Source organism: Pseudoclavibacter sp. RFBI5 (assembly GCF_002931395.1).
Lineage (GTDB): Bacteria > Actinomycetota > Actinomycetes > Actinomycetales > Microbacteriaceae > Pseudoclavibacter.
On the sequence record NZ_PSYA01000017.1, the window covers coordinates 33,192 to 53,555 of the forward strand.

The window sequence follows — 20,364 nt, forward strand, 5'->3', positions numbered from 1 at the left end:
GCGGGAGCGGACGCTCCCGCACCTCGCGGGGACTTAGCCCAGGTCTGCCTGGACCTGCGCCATGAAGTCCTCGGCGGTGATGCTGCCCGTGACGAGCTGGGCGGCATTGCGCTGGCTCGTGGTCGTCGCCTCAGGGGAGAAGAGCGCCTCGAACCAGAGCACGGTGGTCTCGGTCTCAGCGATCTGGTCCTGGACCAGCTGTGTCAGCGGCGGTACGTCGGCGACCTCTTCGGAGAGCGCGAAGCCGGAGACGCGGTTCTCCTGTGCGAGCGCGGTGCTGCCGTAGTTCTCGACGATGCAGCTGAGCCATGCTTTGGAGTTCTCTCCCGTGGCGTTCGCGTTCATCGTGAGTGGGAGGCCCACGTTCGCCGCCAGCTGGGAGCGGTCGCCTGCGCCGCCTTCGACGCCGGGGAAGGGCATGAACCCGACGTTCTCGACGCCGATCCGGTTCGCCTCTGGGTCGTTGAGGCCACTGAGGAACCAGCTGCCCATGTAGAACATCGCGGCGCTGCCGTTGAGGAACTGGTTCTCGGACGTCGCCATGTCGATCGATCCGACGCCCTGACCGAAGTAGCCGGCCGCGCCGAGGTCGGCGATCGCCTGCGCGGCTTCGACGTACTCGGGGTCGGTGAGCTTGGCCTCGCCGTCGGCGACCTTCTGCATCGCGTCGGGGCCGAGGGTGCGGAACAGGTAGCTCGAGATCAGGCGCGTGATCGGCCACCCCTGCTCTCCACTCGCGGAGAACGGCTGAATGCCGGCAGCGTCGAGCTTCTCCGAGGCCGCGGTGAGCTCGTCCCACGTCTGTGGCTCGGCGATGCCCTGCTCGTCGAAGATCGTCTTGTTGTACCAGATGCCCTCGACGTTGTACTCGAATGGGAGCACGGCGAAGCTGCCGTAGAGGTTCTCGATCGTGGAGACGGCTGCCGGCTCGATCTTGTCGAGCTGTCCGGATTCCGTCAGCAGCGCTTCGAAGTCGGCGATGTTGCCCGACTCCGCGAGTGTCTGCGTCAGGGCAGGTGCGTTGCCTGCTGAGAACAGCACGGGGAGGTCCCCCTGTCCCGCCTTGAGCTGGAGCTGCTGGTCGAGGTTCGTCTGGGGGACGGTCTCGACGCTCAGCGGCTGCGCGCCGGCCTCGGCTGAGCAGGTGTCCCCGGCTAGGGTTTCGAGGACGGCTGGAACCTCGGTGTTCTCCACGTTGATGAAGACGGAGAACTCATCGTCACTGACGGATGCGCCACCTCCACCAGAGCAGGCCGTGAGCGCGAGTACTGAGACTCCCGCGAGCGCGGTCAGGGTCAAGCGCGTTGGCGCGACCCGAGGGGTTCGCTTCATGAATCCTCCTTGATTGGGCGAGTCGACCTCGCGTGCTTGAAGCGCTTCAAAGACAACCACGAACCTGCACGATTCGCAAGCGAACGGATAACTTTCTTGTCGTATAGAGTTCTGATCCATGTCACCGACGACCAATGAGACCAGGGATCGACCGCGGCCAGTGATGACTGACGTCGCGCGTCTCGCCGGGGTGTCATTGGGGACCGTCTCCAACGTGCTCAACACCCCGAACCTCGTCGCGGCAGGAACGCGCGAACGAGTCGAGCGCGCCATCGAGGAGCTTGGCTTCGTCCGGAATCGGACGGCGAGGTCGCTCGCCATGGGGCGGGCTGACACGGTCGGTTTCGTCATCGTCGATCTCGCGAACTCGCTGTTCCTCGACATCGCCCGAGGGGCGGAGGAGGCCTTCGACACGAAGCACAAGCGACTCCTTCTGGCCAACAGTGACGTCGACCTCGCCAAGCAGACAGGGCACATCGAGCTCTTCGAGGAGACACAGGTGGCCGGCATCCTGTTGGCTCCACTCGACGCTCCGCTCGAAGCCGCGCAGCAGGCGCGGGGCAGGGGCATGCCGGTCGTGCAGGTCAACTGGCCGGGAAGCGGCGACGCCTGTGGGGTCGTGGCCGACGAAGAGCTTGGCGGTTACCTGGCGGCGAAGCACGTCATCGCGCTCGGGCGTCGCAGGCTCGTCTTCGCGGGTGGTCCGTTCTCGCTCTCCGCAGTCGCGGCACGTCGAAGAGGTGTGCTCCGGGCCTGCGAGGAGAGTCGAGGTGTCGAGATCGAGACCATCGAGACGCCACGCATCACCGTTCGTGGAGGGCATAGCCTCGGCGTGATGCTGGCCGAGCGCCCGCCACACGAGCGGCCGGATGCGCTCGTCTGCGCGTCCGATGCCCTGGCATTCGGGGCCATGCAACCGCTTCTGGCGGCAGGCGTCTCGGTGCCGGAGGATCTGGCAGTCGTCGGCTTCGATAACAACCGCATGTCGACCGACAGCCCGGTCCGCATCACGAGTGTCGGGCAGCCTGGCCTCGAGATGGGGAGGGTGGGCGCGGAGCTGCTCATGGAGGAGATCGCTCTCGGCGATCGGCACGAGCATCGCACGATCGTCCTGCCGCCCAGTCTGCACGAGCGCGCGAGCACGATCGGCGGCCGCGGCTGAGGGCTGCAGTATCCGTCGACAGGCTCGCATTGCCTTCGAGGCGACCTCAATCGTCGTGCCTCTCGTGTCAACGGGATCGCCCGGAGGGTCGTCAGCTGGGGCTGTGACGACCGTCCGGGCGATCTCGTTCGGACCGAGAGCGCTTACTCGCTCGTCACGCGTCCGCGGCGCTTCTTGATGAGGAACGCCGCTCCGGTGCCAGCGAGCACAGCCCCGAGGAGGGCGAGGAAGCCGGCGAGGCTGCCGTCGACGCCCGTCGTTGCGAGGTCGCCGTCCTGGCCGCCGGCGTCGGATCCGCCGTTCCCGGACCCGTTCCCGCCGCCGTCACCGCCGCCGTTCCCGGGGCTCGTGGTCGGCGCCGTGGTCCCGGTACCGTCCGTCGAGGTCGGCTGCGGTGTGGGATCAGTCGTGCCCGTCGGGTTCGGCTCCGCGATGCTCTCGACGGCGCTGTTCAGCGTGACCGGGCCGACGAGGCCGGCCGGGATGAGGCCGGACCCGCCGTGCACGCTGTTGTACGCCTGGTACTTCACGTTGGCGACCGGGTCGCTGTTGTACAGCTCCTTGAGGCCCTCGCGGCGGTTGCTCTGCACGGGCTGCACGTCGATCTCGATGACATTGGAGCCGTTCACGAGCGCCGGCGCGATGTCGACCTCGTACGGTGCGGCGTACAACTGCGTCACGAGCTCGTGCTCGGTGCCGGGATTCACGCGAACCGTCGCCGCGTTGTTCACGGTGCCGAGGTTCAGCACCGCACCGCCCTCGAGGAGGTCGGCCGCATCCGGGATCTCGACCGTGGTTCGGTACGTTCCCGAGTCGGTGACGTACCGCAGCTCGTTGCCCAGGAACCCGTCGGCGCTCCAGTCGCCGAGGACCTCGCCCGTGTACTCGGACGTGCTCGCCTCACCTGGGGCGTTCGTGCCGATGTTGTCGGCCGAGACCTCGAGTGAGAAGGCACCGAGCTGGTGGCCGACACCGCGCTCGGTCGTGTCGATCGACGAGGGGGTCCCGTCGGAGACGGCGGAATCTGCGATGCCGGTGCCGGCTGGCTCGCAGAGCAGGACAACCGCTCCGCTCGCGTCGAGCGTCGCCGAGACGACGTTGCCGTCGACCTCCGCGTCGAAGATCTCGCCCGTCTCGGGGTCGAGCCACCAGCAGGAGTCGAGGCCGTCGGCGACCGTCAGGCTGACACCCGTTGCCGCCTCCGCGGAGGTGTTGCGCACGTACGCGAGCTCGCCTCCGGTCGGGAGTGTGCGGCGCCCGAAGCGGAGGTCCGCGTTCTCCTCGTAGGAGATGGGCGCGTCGACCGAGGCCGCGAGCGTCGCGGGGACGGCGGCTGCCTCGACGGCACCGCCCATGGCAGCGGCGATGTCGGACACCTGCGCATCCAGTGCCGCGTACTCGCCGCCCGCGTAGCCGGGCTGCGCGGCAGGAGCTGAATCGACGAAGACGATCGGGGCGCCCGCATCCTTGAGCTTCTGCAGCGCCTGCATCGTCTCGAGGGGCACGGTGCCGCTCTCGACGAGCATGGCGTCGAAGGATGCGTTGCCGCCGTTCGCGACGAGCCGCGAGCCGTCCCAGCTCAGACCCGTCTGGATGGTGTCGTCGTTGATGGCATCCCACGCCCAGCCGTTGGCCTGGGCCGTGGTGACGGACGCGAGCGGCGTGGAGCCGCCGCCGAAGCCGCCGCCGCTCGCCAGCGCCCCGAAGAGCGGCATGTAGATCGCCACGTCGCTGCTGTTCGTACCCGACTGCATGACGTAGTTGGCGCGCGACGCGTAGTCGTTCATCGACGCGTAGTAGTCGGCGATGCCGGCCGTGTCGGCCATCTCGACGCCGATCGTGGGCCAGGCGCGCCAGCCCTCCTCGGCGAAGAGGTTGTCGTCGGACGTGAAGGCGGGGTCGTCGTTGCCGCTGTAGGTGGCGCTCAGCCCGTGGTAGAAGAAGTTGTTCACACCGCTCGTGGCCATGAGGTCGTAGCCCTGCTTCATGAACTCCGGCGTGATCTGGAACGGTACCGAGCCCAGCGTGAAGACCTCCGAGGTGACGAGGTTCTTGCCGTAGAGGTGCGCTCCGGATGCGACGCGCTTCAGCTGGTATTCGTCGAGGCCCTCGGTCTCGGGGATGTCGACGTACTGCGATGACTTCAGGGTGTCGATGGGCGGGTTGTAGGCCTGCTGGCGGTAGTCGATGCCGTACTCGCCGAGGGTGCTCGAGAACGCCTCGAGGCCCTGCAGGAACGAGTCGTTGAGGAGCACGCCGTAGTCGTGCACGATGCGCTGCGATTCCTCTTCGCTGAGGTTGCTGGCGAGCAGCGGCACTCCGCTGCCGCCGCCGAAGCGACTGACCTCCGGTGTCTGCAGTCCGAGTGCTGCGTACTCCGGCTTGACCGTGGGGGTTCCGTCGATGAGGAACGAGTCCTGGTAGACGGAGTAGAGGGAGGGGAGGTAGGGCGTGATGTCGTAGCCGAGCAGCTCCTGCGACTCCGCCGCGGCCTGGATGAGGTCGTTGTAGTGGCGGTCGGTGTAGAACTCGTAGCTGTCGTTGAAGGCGGCGCGGATGTCGCGCGACTCGACGATGTCGTTCAGCGCGGCTTCGCCGAGCCATCCGTTGACGAGCTTCGTGATCGCGACCGGGTTGAGGTGGTCGACGACGTAGTTGCGCTTGTCGGTCGTCGTGTTCTCGATGATCGAGTTGAAGCCGTACGCGCCCGTCGTGGCGCTGTAGAGCGCGACGATCTCGTAGTCGCCCGCCGCGAGGGTCGAGGTGTCGACACCGAAGGTCGTCTGGCCGTCGCTCGGGTAGGACAGCTGCGCTGCATCGAGGTCGAGCACCGACTGCTGCTCGTAGGTCTTGACCGAGCTGAAGTCGGAGGTGAGGGTCTGGTTGGCCGTCGTCAGGTCGGCGCCCTGGCCCGTGATCGGGGCGAGCATGACGGAGTTCAGGTGCGCGTTCTCCGGTTTCCACTCGCCGAAGTCGAAGCCGAACTTCTCCGAGGCGAAGAACGGGCTGACCTCTGCCTTGGGGATGCCGAGCGAGAGCTTGCCCGTGCCGGTCGGCACCGGGACGTCGCCGGACACGAGGGTGAGCGCGCCAGCCGCATTCACCCGGACGGTGGCCCGGCCCAGCGCCATCGTGTTCTGGCTGTCCTCGAGGTTGATGGAGTCGTCGCTCGCAAGGTAGCCGCTGCCGATGTTGAGGTCGACGGTGATGCCGAGCTCGTTGGCGCGGGCGATGACCGCGTCGAGCTTCGCGAAGTACTCGGGTGACTCGTAGCCGAGCACGGCCTCCGTGTCGTAGCCGGGGGCGGCGTCGTAGATCGAGCCGCCGTTGCCGCCGTTGCCCGCGATGCCCTCCTCGGTCAGGAACCCCTTCGAGAAGGCCACGATCTCGACGGCGCCGAAGCCGTTCTCGTGCAGGTAGTCGACCTGCGCGAGCAGGTCCTCCTGGCTGGCCGCGTTGCCGGGCCACCACCAGCGCACGCCTGGTCGGAAGTCGACGCCTGGTTCTGCGAACTCGGTGGGGTCGATGGCGCTGGTCGTGGTGGCGTGCTCGTCGCCGACGGCTGGGCCGGCTACGGCGAGCGTGCAGGCGACGGTGAGCGCTGCGCCGAGCGCAACGGCTCGTCGCCCTCGTCTTCGTGGATCGTTCATCTTGTGACCTCTCTGGCATCTTTGCCAACGACGGGGTGTGAACTGCCGCGCCAGCTCGTGGGGTCCGAGGGCGCGAGTGGGACCGAATTCGGGGAGTTGAATCGATTCAGTCGCGAACCTAACACGTGTTAGACAATCTCGGCAAGGGAGAATGGTCGCCATGTCCCCAGGAGCAGCCGCCGATCCCGTCCCGCGGTTCTCGCAGAGGGACGTCACTCCGCATCCGAGGCGCGACCAGATTCTGGATGCGGCCACGCGGGTCTTCACGGTCAAGGGTTTCAACGCGGCGTCGATCCGCGAGATCGCCGTCGAGGCTGGCATGTCCCACACAGGAGTGCTCCACCACTTCCCCGACAAGGCGGTGCTGCTCGAGACGCTCCTCGAGCGTCGTGGCCAGCGCGCCGCCGCGGAGGTCGGCCTCGACTTCTCCACCGGGCTCTCCTACCTGCGCGGACTCCTGGCGCTCGCGGAACGCGACGTTGCGAAGCCGGACGGGGTCCTGATGTTCAGCATCGTGTCCGCGGAGGCGTTGGCCCCGACGCATCCAGCACACGCCTCGATCGCGCGGTGGTACGAGTTCCTGCGGTCGACGGCGTTCGACGCGCTCACGGATCTGCAGGAGAAGGGGCTCTACGCTCGCGCTGGCGTTCCCGTCGAGCTCGCGGCCGTCCAGATCGCCGGTCTCAGGGCCGGGCTGACGCAGCAGTGGCTCCTGGCGCCCGAAGTGGATGCGGCGGCAGCGTTCCGCGTGCAGCTGCAGTCGTACGTGAGCGAGCCGCTGTAAGGCAGGAACCGCGCCAAGAATCGTCGGGCTCGTGCAACGAAAGCGGCCCCTGCATCCACACGATCGTGGAAGCAGGGGCCGCATTCTGAGCCGAACTACTCGCTCGTCACGCGTCCGCGGCGCTTCCTGATGAGGAACGCGGCTCCGGTGCCGGCGAGCACGACCCCGAGGAGCGCGAGGAGGCCCGCGAGGCTGCCGTCGACGCCCGTCGTGGCGAGGTCGCCGTCCTGGCCACCAGCATCCGAGTCGCCGTTGCTCGAACCGTTGCCACCGTTGCCCGGTGCCGAGGTCGGCGCCGTGGTCCCGGTGCCGTCAGTCGACGTCGGCTGCGGCTCGCCGGTCGGCTGCGGGGTGGCCGTCGCCGTCGGTGCCTCGAACGCGACCGTGTCGCGGTACGGCGTCAACGTGACCGGGCCCATGAGGCCGGTCCGCTGCTGCTCCGCGGTCTGGTAGTTCGAGTCGCCGGTCGCTTTGACGGCATTGAACATCGTCGTGGCAACCCGAACCTCGATGCGGTTCTCGCCCGGCTCCAGGTGGTGGCCGAGGTCGATGCGTGCTCGGTCGGCCTGGTTCACGACGACCTGCACGCCGTTCACCCAGACCTGGGCCGTATCGAGCACGTCACCGAGGCTGAGGTAGGCGCCATCCGATTCCGCCCAGGCCTCCGGAAGCGTGACCGTCGTCGAGTACGTGCCGAGCCCGGATGCGTTGCTCAGGTCGACCTCGCCGGTCACCTCTCGCCACGACGGCAGCTTCCCGTCGGCGTCTGCCGTGATGTCGATGGCTGGCTGGTCGACCTTCTCGGTCTTGGATGCGGTCATTCCCGTCGCATCGGGCGCCGGGCCCCACGTCTGGGCGGCGAGCGACCAGGTGCTCAGGCCCTGCGGAGCCGCCAGGCCGGTCACGTCGGTCGTCGTCGACGAGCCGTCGCTGAACTCCGTCCCGAACGTGCCATCGCCGGTCGCGCGCACCGAGATGCTGCCGTCGGCTGCCGGTGCCAGCACATCAGCATCGCTGGACACCGCGTGCACGGCGGATCCGTCGTCGTCGACGAGGGCGAAGATCGCCGTGTCGTGAGCGGCGACGTCGACGGAGACCGTGACGCTGTCACCATCCTGCGTGAACTCGCCGACCGGCGTCACCTCTCCAGACCAGGGGTCGAGCTGGTAGGGGCGGCCGGTGCCCGCGAGGGTCAGCGACTGCTGGACAGCCTCACCGGACCGGTTGTACACGAAGTCGTACGTGACGCCTTCCGCCGCGCGACGGACGAAGCCGAGTGCTGAGCCCTGGTCGCTCGGGGACACGGCGGGCGCGATCGAGTCGCCGCTGAGGGCAGAGGGCAACTCCGCCTCGGTGCCGAGCTGCGTGACGCTCGGCTGCGCGAGGAGCTCCGAGACGACCGTCGCCAGCTCCTCAGCTCCCGGCTCAGCGCCCGTCAGCTCGCTCGGCGCCTGGCCGACGACATACACGCGGAGCCCCTGCTTCGCGAGGTCACGCAGTGAGCGTGCCCCGTCGAGGGAGATCGTGCGCTGCTCGTTGAGGACAACCGCCTTGTAGCCGGAACGGTCGCCGAACAGGCCGCCGTCCGCATCCGGTGCCAGTCCTTCTTCCGCGAGGAACTGGGGCGCGAAGTAGTCGTAGGTGTACCCGGCCGATGAGGTCGCGGAGTCGGTGCCGAGCATGTGCTGCTCTGCCTGCTGTCCGCTCACCGACGAGCCCTTGAGGCCCAGGTCCTCGTAGTAAACGCCGAGGTCGAGCTTCGCCTGGCCTTCACGCAGCACGTACTGCGTGCGGGCGAGGGCGTCGTTGACTCCCGTCATGTCCTCCCAGTTGGCCTGGCGGGGTCCGAAGACATCGTTCACGTTGAGCGCGCCGAAGATATCCCACGGCTGGTAGCCGGGCCAGGTGCCGCCATCGCGGCCCGCTGTGCCCACACCTGCAGGTGCATCCGGGTAGGCGAAGCCGTGCCAGACCAGCTGATTCACACCACCCGCGTAGCTCTTGTAGACGCTGTCGAGGAGACCCTGCGAGTACTTGCCGCCGAGCACCGAGCCCTCGCCGCTGTCGGAGAACTGACCACCGATGTTCGGGCCGGCCATGCCGGAGCGGTAGCCGCCGAAGAACACGGCGCAGCACTCGACCGAGACGGTGTCCTTGCCGGCGAGGTGGGCGCCGCCGCTGACGACGCGGTAGTTCTGCTCGGCGCCGAGCGGGTTCGGGCTGCCGAAGTTCAGCGACTCGCCCTCGGGGATGCCTGATGCGGAGGACGCGTGCGACGTGGAGGTGGGCAGGCCGTACGCCTGGACTCGGAAGTCGAGGCCATGCGTCTGGGCCCAGGACTGCATGGGGGTCACGTACTCGTCGACGAACAGGTCGCTGACGGTCTCGCGGTAGTCCTCGCGGGCCTTCTCGCCGACCTCTCCGATCTCGAATGCTGCCTCATGCGAGCCCTGGATGCCGATACCTGCGAGTGCGGGCAGCACCTCCGTGGCGTCGTAGCCGCGTCGCTCTTCGAACTGGTCGAGGAAGCTCCAGGTCCACTTCTGCGACTCGCCGAGCTCGAGGGAGTCCTCGAAGATGGCGCCGCCTCCGACCTTGTCGAGGTTCGCCTTCACGGCGTCGGTGAGGATGTTCTCGTCCCAGAAGTCGGCCTGGATGTCGACGCCGCCCCTGCCGAGGTGATCCACCACGTAGTTGGGCTGTGTCGCCGTGTAGCCTCCGCGCTGTCCGACCAGACCGGATGCGGTCTGCTGGAAGTCGATGATCACCCAGCGTGCGCCGTCGGCTGGGAACGTGTAGTCGAGCTGGCCATCGACGACCTTGTCGGTCACGTTGACGATCGATCCCGGCACGAGTGCGGCGGGCCCTTCGCTGCCGGGGGCGCATTCGGCTTCGCACTGTGCGATCACGGTGCGGAGGCGCGTGGTCTCTGCGACGTTCACGAGGGGCGCGTCGACAGCGTGATCGCCGGAGATCGGCGTCACGGTGAGTGTTCCGGTTGCGCCGAGGCGGTCGCCGTCGGCAGTGACGGTGACGGTTTCGGACGTTCCCTCTGCCCCGAGCGTCACGACGTCGCCGATCGCGAAGCCACCGAGACTCGCGACGGTCAGGGCCGTCTGGCCTGCGGTCGCTCCCTCGGCGAGCTTCGTCGCGACCGAGGGTGGTGCTGTCAGGGGCGAGGGGAGGGCGCCGGTGACGGTCTCGCCTGCTGCGTGAGCTGACCAGCCGAAGATGAGCTGCTGCTCTGCCTCCGGCTGGTTGAAGCTGTTCAGCGTCGGCACGGTCGGCGGGTAGTGCGGCCCGAGGTTCTGGTCGACGATGAGGCCCAGCTCGGCGGCCTTCTCGGTGATGACCTCCATCTTGTGTGCCCACGCGGGGGTGCCCCAGCCGTACTCGGCCAGGAACGCGTTGCTCTGGTTGCCTTCGCCGGCGACGATGAAGGGAGCGACCTCGACACCGCCGGCGCCGGAGGCGGCGATCTGGTCGAGCTGCTCGCGCAGCACGCTGTCCTCCGTGTAGGCCAATGGCATCCACCACCGGAACATCGGGCGAACGGCTGAGGGCGGGTCAGCGAAGGCGGCGGTGTCGATGACGGGGACCGCGGCCGTGGGAGGCGTCGGGTCGGCCGTTGCGGGAGTGGCGAGCAGTGGGCTGAGGAGGACGGACAGGCTCGCTGCCGTGGCGATGGCGACGGTGCGCCGCCTTCGACCTCGTCTTGGTTGGGTCACGGAGTGTTCCTCTCCCTGCGCTCGGCAGGATTCGAGTGGTTCGATCGGAAGGTGAAACGATTCACAACTAGGCCGGAAGAACCCCGCTCCCTCGACTGCTCGAGGAAGCGGGGGTGACGGACTCAGGCTTGGATGACGGCTCCGCCGTCGGCGTTGAAGTTCTGGCCGGTGATCCAGCGGCTGTCGTCGCTGGCGAGGAAGATCAGGACCGGGGCGATGTCCGTCGCTGGGTCGCCGAACCTGCCAAGCGGGTTCACCGACATCTGCTGCTTCACGAACTCCGAGTACTCGGGCGCGAGGCCGTGCAGGATCGTGTCAGTGAGTGCAACCGGCGCGAGCGTGTTCACGCGGATGCCACTCGCCCCGAGCTCTCGGGCAGCCACCATGGAGAGGCCTCGGATCGCCGCCTTGTCGGGAATGTAGGACGCGTAGCCCTCCATCCCGGTCTCGTACACGCCGGAGACCAGATTGATGATGGAAGCTGTCCCCTCCGTCCTGGACATGTGCGGATGGCAGAGCTGCATGAGGCGCCACACGGCGACCACGCCGACCTCGAACGCGGTGCGAAGCGACGACACGTCCTGCTCCAGGAACGGCGTGAGCTCAGCTTCGAAGTTGGCGTTGTTGACCAGCACGTCGATGCGGCCGAAGCGCTCGACGGTTCGCGCGACATAGCGCTCGAGGTGCTCCACGTCGGTCACGTCGCAGACCACGCCGAGAACCTCTGCCCCTTCGGCTTCGCAGAGCGCCACGGTCTCGCGCAGTGCGGTCTCGCTCCGTGCTGAGATCGAGAGCTTCGCTCCGGCCTTCGCCAGCTCGATCGCGTTCTGCTTGCCGAGCCCCTTGCTGACGCCCGTCATCATGACGACCCTGCCGTGCAGGCGCCCCTGGTGCTGCGCCGACATCAGATCGTCTCCCCGGCGTCGGCGAGGAGCGTGCTGCCGGTCATGATCATCGACAGATCACTGGCGGCGAACAGCACGACGCGCGCGATGTCATCCGGAGTGCCGGTGCGGCCGATCAAGCTGTGGTTCATGACGTCGAGCTCCGGCAGTTCCACGCCGGCGGCCTTCGCGGCTTCCATGCCGGCGGCGGCAGCGGCGATATTGCCCTCGGTCGGCACGTAGCTCGGGGCGACCCCGAGGACGCGGATCCCCATGGGAGCGAGATCGAGCGCGAGCGACTTCGTGAGTCCGCGTGCCGCGTGCTTCGAACTTGCGTAGGCGGCCATGCCGGGGAATCCGACCGTGAACCCCGCTGTCGAGATGACGTTGACGATCACGCCGCCGGAGGTGTTCCCGCTCATGTGCTTCGCCGCCTCGCGGGAGCCGAGGAAGGTGCCACGGGCGTTCACCGCGAAGACCTGGTCCCACATCTCGACCGGCATGTCGAGGACGGGGGCGTTCGGGAAGATGCCCGCGTTGTTGACCCAGATATCGATTCCGCCGAGCTCAGCGGCGGCGCGGGCGGCTGCGGCGGAGATGGAGTCGGCGACGCTCACGTCTGCGGCGGCGCCCATGGCGCGGGTGCCGTGCTTGGCGGCGATCTCGTCAGCTGCGGCTGTCGCGCGAGTCGCGTCGAGGTCGACGATGAGCAGATCTGCACCGGCTTCGGCGAGTCGTTCGCAGATGGCCCGCCCCAGGCCCTGGGTGCCTCCGGTCACGACGGCGCGCCGTCCTCTGAGCGAGACGAGGTCCGAGATCGGGGCGTTCGAGACGTCGGGGAGCGGATGCGGCATGAGACCTCCACGTTGAGTTCAGGCGAGTATTGGCAGAGTATGTCAATACTCCGAACCCGGCAAGGAGCAACAATGTGGACATGAGTGAGACACGTCGGCCCGGGCGACCCGCGTCTGCAGATCCGCGCCAGCTCCGCGTGCAGATGCTGGAGATCATCCTCCGCGAGGGGTATGAGCATGTCACCATGGCGCAGCTCGCCGCCGAGGCGGGCATCAGCCTGCGCACCCTGCATCGGTACTTTCCGGCCAAGGGCGACATCGTCTGGTTGGGTGCCGAGGGTGGGCACGAAGCGCTCAGGCGTGAGCTCGACGCGGTCGACCAGGGGCTGGCGCCCCTCCAGGCGATCGCCGTCGCTGTCGGCAGGGTCTTCGACCTCGAGGTCGAGGAGGAGCCGACCGCGCGCCTCCGGCTCCGCGCCATCGCCGCGATGCCTCCAGAGCTGTCGTCGCGCCCGGATGCCTATCTCGGCTGGCGGCAAGAGGTCGCCGTGTTCCTGGCGCGCAGGGCCGGACTGCATCCGGACGGCCTTGTTGCGCGTGCCGCGAGTGCCGCCGTGCAGGCCGCCATGGCCGAGGCGCTCTCCTGGTGGGCGACCGAGGCGGGCGCAGATGAGGCTGCCCACACTGCCGTCGCGCGAGCCTTCCAGGGGTTGGAGGGGCTGTTGGGGTCAGCTTCCGAGGAGCGCGACACGCCCTCCGATAACAACTCTGCATCCCCCGCTTGACGTTTTCTGCGAGCGTCGCGTAGTGTCGCATCCAGTCGCTTGAAACGATTCACAAAGTCCTTGAAACAGCAGGCAGGCTCACGCCGCTCACCACCGAGCACCCCTCAACACCCCCGCAATACTCAACGAAGAGAACGGAGCCACCGTGACGAGTTCGCAAGTCGTACTCGAGCTGCGCGATGTGCAGAAGTCATTCGGATCCGTCGTCGCACTCCGATCCGGCACGATCGCCGTCGAGTCCGGTTCCATCCACGCACTCGTGGGTGAGAACGGCGCCGGCAAGTCCACGCTCGTCAAGATCGTCGCTGGCCTCTACCAGCGCGACGCCGGCACCTTCCAGCTCGGCGGCGAAGACGTCAACTTCACATCCACGGCCCAGTCGAAGGCCGCGGGCGTCGCGGTCATCTACCAGGAGCCGACGCTCTTCCCCGACCTCTCGGTCACCGAGAACATCTTCATGGGCCGCCAGCCCACGAACCGCTTCGGCCGCATCAACCGCTCGGCGATGCGCGACGAGGCGAAGGCGCTGTTCGCCAGACTCGGCGTGAACATCGACCCCGACCGCCCCGCCGAAGGCCTCTCCATCGCCGACCAGCAGGTCATCGAGATCGCCAAGGCAGTCTCGCTCAACGCGCGGGTGCTCATCATGGACGAGCCGACCGCAGCCCTCTCCGGCGTCGAGGTCGACCGGCTCTTCGCCATCGCCCGCAGCCTCCGCGACGAGGGCCGAGGGCTCATGTTCATCTCCCACCGCTTCGACGAGGTCTTCGCCCTCTGCGACAAGGTCACCGTCATGCGCGACGGCAGCTACATCGCGACGAACCTCATCAGCGAGACGACCGTGGATGCGCTCGTGCAGCAGATGGTCGGCCGCGAGGTCACCGAGCTGTTCCCGAAGCAGGAAGCCGTCATCGGCGAGCCAGTGCTCGTCGTCGAGGACCTCGAGAGCCCCGGCGTCTTCCACGACATCAACTTCACCGTCCGCTCCGGCGAGATCGTCGGCCTCGCCGGCCTCGTCGGCGCAGGCCGCAGCGAGGTCGCCCGCGCCGTGTTCGGGGTCGACAAGTACAAGTCGGGTCGCGTCAGCGTCGAGGGCAAGGTCGTCAAGCCGGGCTCGCCCGTCGCCGCCATGCAGGCCGGCCTCGCGCTCATCCCAGAAGACCGCCGCAAGCAGGGCCTCGTCGTCGACTCCGGAGTCGGCGAGAACATCACGAGCGTCATCCTGAACCAGCTCACGAAGCTCGGCGTCATCAGCGGCCGCAAGCAGCACGACGACGCCCGCACCTGGGCGACCAAGCTCGAAGTGAAGGCGCAGGCGCTCGACACGATCGCCGGCACCCTCTCGGGCGGCAACCAGCAGAAGGTCGTCATCGCCAAGTGGCTCGCGACGAACCCCAAGCTCCTCATCATCGATGAGCCGACACGAGGAATCGACGTCGGCACCAAGTCAGAAGTGCACCGCCTGCTCTCCGAGCTCGCGGGCACCGGAATGGGAATCCTCATGATCTCCTCGGAGCTCCCAGAGGTCCTCGGCATGGCAGACCGCGTGCTCGTCATGCACGAAGGCCGCATCGCCCAGGAAATCGACCGCAGCCAGGCGACCAGCGAAAGCGTCATGCGCGCCGCGACCGGCGCAGTGACGGTGGTGCTCTGATGACCACGACCACCACCCAGGGGCCGCACCCCACCGCCGGCGCGCCCATGCCGCCCAAGAAGGCCATCCGCTTCGGCAACTTCGGCAAGGCCCGCGAGCTCGGCATCCTCCTCGCCCTCGCGGTCGTCCTCATCGTCGCGACCATCGCCAACCCGAACTTCCTCTTCAGCCCCGACGGCTGGAGAGACCTGTTCCTCACGCCGTCCATCCTGCTGCTCGTCGCAGTCGGCCAGGCGATCGTGCTCATCACCCGCAACGTCGACCTGTCGGTCGGCTCCGTGATCGGCCTCACCGCCTTCCTCACGGGCCGCCTGTTCATCGACTACCCGGGCATCCCGATCCCCGTCGTCGTCGTCGCGGCAGTGCTGTTCGGCGCGATCCTCGGCTTCGTCAACGGCGCACTCGTCGCCTACGTGCGAGTGCCGGCCATGGTGATCACGCTGGGCACGCTCTACGCCTACCGCGGCATCAACGTCATGTGGGCCGGCTCGAGCCGCATCAACGCAAGCGACATGCCCCGCGACTTCCTCGCACTCGGCACGGGTCAGATCCTGACCATCCCGATCCTCACGATCATCGCCGTCATCGTGCTCGCCATCGCCGCCTGGGTCATGAAGAACACGCGAGCGGGCCGCGAGTTCTACGCCATCGGCTCAGACCCGGACGCCGCGAAGCTCTACGGCCTCCCCGACGTGCGCCGCGTGCTCACCGCGTTCGTGCTCTCGGGCGCACTCGCCGGCCTCGCCGGTGTCTTCTACGCCGCCCGCTACGGCACGGTCAGCTCGCAGGCCGGTGCCGGTTGGGAACTGGATGCGGTGGGCGCTGCCGTCATCGGAGGCGTCGCCATCACCGGCGGCGTCGGAACCCTGTGGGGCGCCGCCATCGGCGCGATGCTCCTCATGACCATCAACCGAGTACTCCCGCTCGTCGGTATCCCGGACTTCTGGCAGCGCGCCGTCGTCGGTGTGCTCATCCTCGCCGCGATCGTGCTCGACCGCGTCCTCGCCATCCGCCAATCCCGCAAGCTCGTCGAAGCGAGGGAGGAATCATGACCGCTCTCACGACCCCAACGTCGTCCGCTGCAACGCAGCGCACCATCGAGAACTACTCGCAGCCAGCCTGGCGTCGGATGCTGTTCACCCGCGAGATGGCGATCGTCGCCCTCCTCGTCGTGGTGTGCGTCGTCTCGATGTCCGCGGTCAAGGGCTTCTCGCAGCCCATCACCATCACGTACCTGCTCATGGACGTCGCCGCGGTGCTCATCATCGCCCTGCCGATGACGCTCATCATGATCACGGGCGAGATCGACCTGTCGGTCGGCTCCATGGTCGGCCTCTCGAGCGTCACCACGGGTGCCCTCTACCAGGCTGGTGTGCCGTTCGAAATCGCCGCCCTCGCCGCCCTCATCGTCGGCGTCGTCGGCGGAGCCTTCAACGGCTTCCTCGTCACGAAGGTCGGCCTGCCGTCGCTCGCCGTCACGATCGGTACCCTCGCCCTCTTCCGCGGCATCGCGGTCGGCGTGCTCGGCACCGCCGCGGTCACCTCGTTCCCCGAGTTCTGGACGGACATCGCGAAGGCCAAGATCGTGGGCACGCCCATCCCGGCCATCATGATCCCGTTCCTCATCCTGCTCGCGATCTTCATCATCGTGCTCCACTACACGCCCTTCGGCCGCGGCGTCTACGCCATCGGCCTCTCGAAGGAAGCCGCCCACTTCTCGGGAGTGCCCGTCGGTCGCACGAAGTTCGTCCTCTTCGTGCTCGCAGGCGGCCTCGCCGCCCTCGCCGGCATCTACTTCACGCTGCGCTACGGCTCAGCGCGAGGCGACAACGCGACCGGCCTCGAACTGCAGGTCATCGCAGCCGTCGTCCTCGGTGGCGTGTCCGTCTTCGGCGGACGCGGCAAGCTCTACGGAGTCGTCGCGGCAGTCCTCCTCATCGGCGTCCTCGCTAGCGCCCTGCGCCTCGCGAACGTCACCTCCGACGTCATCAACATCATCACCGGAGTGCTCCTCGTGGCCTCCGTCGTCGGAGCAAGCCTCCTGCCCAGGATCCGCCGCAAGCGGCCCAGGGCAGAGAAACCGCTGGTCGGCACGACCAGCGGGACAGTTCCCAAGGGCTGATCGCCTCCCAAGAACTGCAGCCCCACCTCGAACCCAACACGCAACACCCCAACCGTCGCCCGGAACACCGAGCGGCTCAGTACCCGAAGGGAACCCCCATGAAGCTCGCAACGAAGCGGCTGAGCGCAGCAGGCGCACTCGCAGTAAGCGCTGCACTCGTGCTCACTGGATGCACCACCGGCGGCGACGACACCGCCGCAGGCGGCGGAGACACCGGCAACCTCACCGTCACCTTCCTCCCGAAGAACCTCGGAAACCCGTACTTCGAGGCGTCCTCCGTCGGCGGACAGGCAGCCGCCACCGAGTTCGGCGGCACGTTCGCCGAGGTCGGCCCGTCGGAAGCCACCCCCGACGCGCAGGTCAGCTACATCAACACGCTCACGCAGCAGGCCGTCGGCGGCATCGTCATCTCCGCCAACGACCCCGAAGCGATCTGCGACGCCCTCAACGAGGCACGCGAAGCCGGCACGAAGGTCGTCACCTTCGACTCCGACACGAACCCCGAGTGCCGCGACCTGTTCGTGAACCAGGCAGACGCTGACGGCATCGCGAAGGCGCAGATCGACCTCATCGCCGAGCAGATCGGCGGATCTGGCGAGATCGCCATCCTCTCCGCCGCGGCCAACGCCACGAACCAGAACGCCTGGATCGAGAAGATGGAAGCGTACGTCGGCACCGAGTACCCCGACATCACCATCGTCGAGACCGTCTACGGCGACGACGACGACCAGACCTCGTTCGACAAGACCGCCGCGCTCCTCCAGACGCACCCGAACCTCAAGGGCATCGTCTCGCCCACGACGGTCGGCATCGCGGCTGCGGCACGCTACATCCAGACCTCTGACTTCAAGGGCAAGGTCGCGGTGACCGGTCTCGGCACGCCGAACCAGATGCGCGAGTTCGTCGAGGACGGCACCGTCACCTCGTTCGCGCTCTGGAACCCGGAAGACCTCGGCTACCTGTCGGCGTTCGCCGCCCAGGCGCTCATCGCCGGTGACATCACCGGCGCCGAGGGCGACACCTTCGAAGCCGGCAAGCTCGGCGAGTACACGGTCGGCGCCGACGGCGTCGTCCTCCTCGGCGACCCCTTCGTCTTCGACAAGGCCAACATCGGCGACTTCAGCTTCTAGGAGCTGAAGAGCTTTTCGAAGCAGGATGCGGGGGGCCAGTCGCCCCGCTGAGCTGAACTGCGGACGCCGCGCCGGGACCATCTCCCGGCGCGGCGTTCGCGCATCCCGGCCCAAGTCCCGGCGCGCGTCGTGGCCGCGGCCACGTCCGCGTCCGCGCGGCCCTGCCCGGCATGGTCCGGGGTCACGAACTCCGGGAACACGAACGCAGATAGGAAGAACCACATGCCAAGAATCGGATTCCAGCTGAAGGTCGCACCTCAGCACATCGACGAGTACGTGCGCCGTCACGCGGAGGTGTGGCCGGAGATGCTCGCCGAGATCGCCGCGGCCGGCCGCCGCAACTACTCCTTGTTCCTCGCTCCGGACGGCACCCTGTTCGGCAGCTACGACGTCGACGACGAGGCGGCCGCGAACGCCTACCTCGCAGCCTCGCCGGTCGCGGCGCGCTGGGAAGCGGACATGTCGCAGTTCTTCGACGGCCTCGAGGGCCGCGCCGACCAGGCGGCGTCGCCCCTCGTCGAGGTCTTCAACCTCGAAGACCAGCTCGGCGCGTAGCGGCCCGTCCCCGAGGCGCTGCCGCCGGCGCCGCTGCCGCTGGCGCCGTCGCGTCCGCGTTGCGCGCGATGGGTCACGTTCGCCCCACTCGACGCTGCATCCATCGCCGATGGGTCACTTTCACCCCGCTCCGCCGCCCTGTCTGCCGCCAATGGGTCACTTTCGCCCCGTTCCGCCGCCCGCTACGGCGTGAAAGTGACCTAATTGGCGGAGGGTGTGGCGTGGAGGGTTTGTCGACCGGCTCCTCCGCCGTCGATGGGGCGCTTGCACCCCGCTTCGCCGTCGCGTCCGCCGGGATGGGTTGCGCCTGCCCCGCTTCGCTGCCGTATCTCCCGTCGATGGGTCACTTTCGTCCCGCTTCGCCGCCGCGTCTCCCATGGATGGGTCACTTTCGCCCCGTTTCGGCGCCCGATACGGCGTGAAAATGGCCTAGTTGGAGGAGGTCGTGGCGTGGAGGGTTTGTGGACCGGGTCCTCCGTCGTCGATGGGGCGCTTGCATCCCGCTCCGCAGTCGCCTCCGCCGGGATGGGGTGCCCTCGCCCCGCTTCGCTGCCGCATCTCCCGTCGATGGGTCACTTTCGCCCCGCTTCGCTGCCGCATCTCCCGTGGATGGGTCACTTTCGCCCCGTTCTGGCGCCCGATACGGGGTGAAAGTGACCCATTCAGAGGAGGTCGTGGTGTGGAGGGTTCGTCGACCGGGTCCTCCGTCGTCGATGGGGCGCTTGCATCCCGCTCCGCCGTCGCATCCCCCGCATCCACCGCCGATGGGTCACTTTCGCCCCGTTTTGGCGCTCGGTACGGGGTGAAAGTGACCTAATCAGCGGAGGGGCTGGCCCGGAGGGCGTGCCGCGACGGGAGGGGCGACCGGCTCGTCGATGTCGCGGCCGTGCCACAGGTCGCCGCACTCCACCACGACAGCGCCCTGCTCGGCCAGGTACCGGCCCGCGCCTCGGTCACCGTCGAGCGTCGATGCGAGGGCGGCCCAGTGCGTGCGCCCGATGAGCACCGGATGCCCGGGCTCGCCGCGGTAGGTCGCCCGGGCGAGTACCCCACCCGCGCTGAGGACCCTCCGGCAGGACGCGACTGACAGGTCGGGCGTGTCGACGGGAACAAGCAGGACGGCGTCCGCGTCGGTCATGGCGGCAGCGTGCAGCGCGGCGCGGACCGAGGCGGCGAGCCCTCCAGACCACTCCGGCACGGGCACAACCGTCGCGCTCGCCGGTACGAGCGCGGCCGCCTCCGAGCGACCGGCGCCCAGGGCGACCAGCACATCAGAGCATCCGGCCTTGAGCAAGGTCCCCACGGCGCGCGCAACCCAGGGTGTGCCGTCGGGCAGGGATGCCAGGGCCTTCGGCCCGCCGAATCGCGACCCGGCGCCGGCCGCGAGGACGACTCCGCACACGTTCATTTGCGCACCGTCTTCCGCGCGGCTGGGGCGGATGCGCTTGGGTGGGTCTCGCCGCGGGTTTGGGTCGTGGGTCTGTTGGCGCGTCCGCTGCGTCGCGGACGGGCGCCGGCCGCGAGGACGACTCCGCACACGTTCATTTGCGCACCGTCTTCCGCGCGGCTGGGGTGGATGCGCTTGGGTGGGTCTCGCCGCAGCTGCACGCCGCAGGCACGAGCCCAGGGTCCATCCGCGCCCCCGCCGCAGACCTGTGCTTCCGCCACCGGCATTCGCCAGCCCAGGTGCAGGAACCCGGACTGCGCACAACCCCCGCCAAGCCCCTGGCCCCGACCTCCGAACTCCGCAGCCCGACCTCCGAACCTCGCCCCCAGCACCAGCA

15 protein-coding genes are annotated in these 20,364 nt (G+C 68.1%); 9 read left to right on the top strand and 6 right to left on the bottom strand.

Going from position 1 to position 20,364, the window contains the following annotated elements; genetic code table 11:
• Positions 1-33: 33 nt before the first annotated feature.
• Positions 34-1,332 (bottom strand): ABC transporter substrate-binding protein, encoded by a 1,299-nt coding sequence (locus C5E06_RS18350; protein ID WP_104244607.1) that lies wholly within the window; start codon positions 1,330-1,332, stop codon positions 34-36.
• A gap of 163 nt (positions 1,333-1,495) precedes the next feature.
• Here C5E06_RS18350 and C5E06_RS18355 point away from each other — a divergent pair, with 163 nt between their 5' ends.
• Entirely contained in the window at positions 1,496-2,494 is a 999-nt protein-coding gene (locus C5E06_RS18355) for a LacI family DNA-binding transcriptional regulator (RefSeq protein WP_258067774.1), read from the top strand.
• A gap of 143 nt (positions 2,495-2,637) precedes the next feature.
• On the opposite strand, the gene C5E06_RS18360 is transcribed toward C5E06_RS18355, so the two are convergent.
• Positions 2,638-6,144 carry a glycosyl hydrolase gene (locus tag C5E06_RS18360; protein WP_146081421.1) on the bottom strand — a complete coding sequence of 1,169 codons (3,507 nt, stop codon included), beginning with the start codon at positions 6,142-6,144 and terminating at the stop codon, positions 2,638-2,640.
• 160 nt (positions 6,145-6,304) lie between these two features.
• Here C5E06_RS18360 and C5E06_RS18365 point away from each other — a divergent pair, with 160 nt between their 5' ends.
• Entirely contained in the window at positions 6,305-6,928 is a 624-nt protein-coding gene (locus tag C5E06_RS18365) for a TetR/AcrR family transcriptional regulator (RefSeq protein ID WP_181063043.1), read from the top strand.
• A gap of 95 nt (positions 6,929-7,023) precedes the next feature.
• Here the strand turns inward: C5E06_RS18365 and C5E06_RS18370 are convergent, their stop codons facing one another.
• From C5E06_RS18370 to C5E06_RS18380, 3 genes are all read right to left on the bottom strand, one after another.
• The gene (locus C5E06_RS18370; RefSeq protein WP_104307824.1) at positions 7,024-10,656 is read right to left on the bottom strand and encodes a glycosyl hydrolase; all 3,633 of its coding nucleotides are present in this window, start codon (positions 10,654-10,656) and stop codon (positions 7,024-7,026) included.
• A gap of 122 nt (positions 10,657-10,778) precedes the next feature.
• The gene (locus tag C5E06_RS18375; protein ID WP_104307825.1) at positions 10,779-11,561 is read right to left on the bottom strand and encodes an SDR family NAD(P)-dependent oxidoreductase; all 783 of its coding nucleotides are present in this window, start codon (positions 11,559-11,561) and stop codon (positions 10,779-10,781) included.
• The gene (locus C5E06_RS18380) at positions 11,561-12,394 is read right to left on the bottom strand and encodes an SDR family NAD(P)-dependent oxidoreductase (protein WP_104307826.1); all 834 of its coding nucleotides are present in this window, start codon (positions 12,392-12,394) and stop codon (positions 11,561-11,563) included. Before C5E06_RS18380 ends, C5E06_RS18375 begins: the two co-directional genes overlap by 1 nt.
• 80 nt (positions 12,395-12,474) lie before the next feature.
• Here C5E06_RS18380 and C5E06_RS18385 point away from each other — a divergent pair, with 80 nt between their 5' ends.
• The 6 genes from C5E06_RS18385 to C5E06_RS18415 all read left to right on the top strand — a co-directional run bounded on the left by C5E06_RS18385 (position 12,475) and on the right by C5E06_RS18415 (position 18,580).
• Positions 12,475-13,119, top strand: coding sequence for a TetR/AcrR family transcriptional regulator (locus C5E06_RS18385; RefSeq protein ID WP_146081422.1), 645 nt, complete (start codon positions 12,475-12,477; stop codon positions 13,117-13,119).
• Positions 13,120-13,264: 145 nt separating this feature from the next.
• Complete coding sequence (locus tag C5E06_RS18390; RefSeq protein WP_104307828.1) at positions 13,265-14,773, top strand: sugar ABC transporter ATP-binding protein; 1,509 nt, start codon at positions 13,265-13,267, stop codon at positions 14,771-14,773.
• Complete coding sequence (locus C5E06_RS18395; RefSeq protein ID WP_104244625.1) at positions 14,773-15,825, top strand: ABC transporter permease; 1,053 nt, start codon at positions 14,773-14,775, stop codon at positions 15,823-15,825. The genes C5E06_RS18390 and C5E06_RS18395 overlap by 1 nt, the downstream gene beginning before the upstream one ends.
• On the top strand, positions 15,822-16,895 hold the full coding sequence (locus tag C5E06_RS18400; RefSeq protein ID WP_104244627.1) for an ABC transporter permease: 1,074 nt from the start codon (positions 15,822-15,824) through the stop codon (positions 16,893-16,895). Before C5E06_RS18395 ends, C5E06_RS18400 begins: the two co-directional genes overlap by 4 nt.
• A 98-nt stretch (positions 16,896-16,993) precedes the next feature.
• Positions 16,994-18,025: a rhamnose ABC transporter substrate-binding protein gene (gene rhaS / locus C5E06_RS18405; protein ID WP_104244629.1), complete on the top strand. Its 1,032-nt coding sequence runs from the start codon at positions 16,994-16,996 to the stop codon at positions 18,023-18,025.
• 222 nt (positions 18,026-18,247) lie between these two features.
• A complete protein-coding gene (locus C5E06_RS18415; protein ID WP_104244631.1) occupies positions 18,248-18,580 on the top strand; it encodes an L-rhamnose mutarotase in 333 nt (110 codons plus the stop codon).
• 817 nt (positions 18,581-19,397) lie between these two features.
• Here the strand turns inward: C5E06_RS18415 and C5E06_RS18420 are convergent.
• Entirely contained in the window at positions 19,398-19,988 is a 591-nt protein-coding gene (locus tag C5E06_RS18420) for an NTP transferase domain-containing protein (RefSeq protein WP_104307830.1), read from the bottom strand.
• A 137-nt stretch (positions 19,989-20,125) separates the two neighbouring features.
• Here C5E06_RS18420 and C5E06_RS19525 point away from each other — a divergent pair.
• Positions 20,126-20,364, top strand: a 239-nt coding sequence (locus C5E06_RS19525; RefSeq protein ID WP_219820250.1) for a hypothetical protein, incomplete at its 3' end; no start/stop codon positions are given.

Excerpts from the sequence above, each read along its gene's own strand:
- C5E06_RS18360 (WP_146081421.1), bottom strand. The coding sequence starts at position 6,144 with ATGAACGATCCACGAAGACGAGGGCGACGAGCCGTTGCGCTCGGCGCA.
- C5E06_RS18415 (WP_104244631.1), top strand. The coding sequence starts at position 18,248 with ATGCCAAGAATCGGATTCCAGCTGAAGGTCGCACCTCAGCACATCGAC.
- C5E06_RS18395 (WP_104244625.1), top strand. The coding sequence starts at position 14,773 with ATGACCACGACCACCACCCAGGGGCCGCACCCCACCGCCGGCGCGCCC.
- C5E06_RS18350 (WP_104244607.1), bottom strand. The coding sequence starts at position 1,332 with ATGAAGCGAACCCCTCGGGTCGCGCCAACGCGCTTGACCCTGACCGCG.
- C5E06_RS18420 (WP_104307830.1), bottom strand. The coding sequence starts at position 19,988 with ATGAACGTGTGCGGAGTCGTCCTCGCGGCCGGCGCCGGGTCGCGATTC.
- C5E06_RS18355 (WP_258067774.1), top strand. The coding sequence starts at position 1,496 with ATGACTGACGTCGCGCGTCTCGCCGGGGTGTCATTGGGGACCGTCTCC.
- C5E06_RS18365 (WP_181063043.1), top strand. The coding sequence starts at position 6,305 with ATGTCCCCAGGAGCAGCCGCCGATCCCGTCCCGCGGTTCTCGCAGAGG.
- C5E06_RS18375 (WP_104307825.1), bottom strand. The coding sequence starts at position 11,561 with ATGTCGGCGCAGCACCAGGGGCGCCTGCACGGCAGGGTCGTCATGATG.
- C5E06_RS18385 (WP_146081422.1), top strand. The coding sequence starts at position 12,475 with ATGAGTGAGACACGTCGGCCCGGGCGACCCGCGTCTGCAGATCCGCGC.
- C5E06_RS18380 (WP_104307826.1), bottom strand. The coding sequence starts at position 12,394 with ATGCCGCATCCGCTCCCCGACGTCTCGAACGCCCCGATCTCGGACCTC.
- C5E06_RS18400 (WP_104244627.1), top strand. The coding sequence starts at position 15,822 with ATGACCGCTCTCACGACCCCAACGTCGTCCGCTGCAACGCAGCGCACC.
- rhaS (WP_104244629.1), top strand. The coding sequence starts at position 16,994 with ATGAAGCTCGCAACGAAGCGGCTGAGCGCAGCAGGCGCACTCGCAGTA.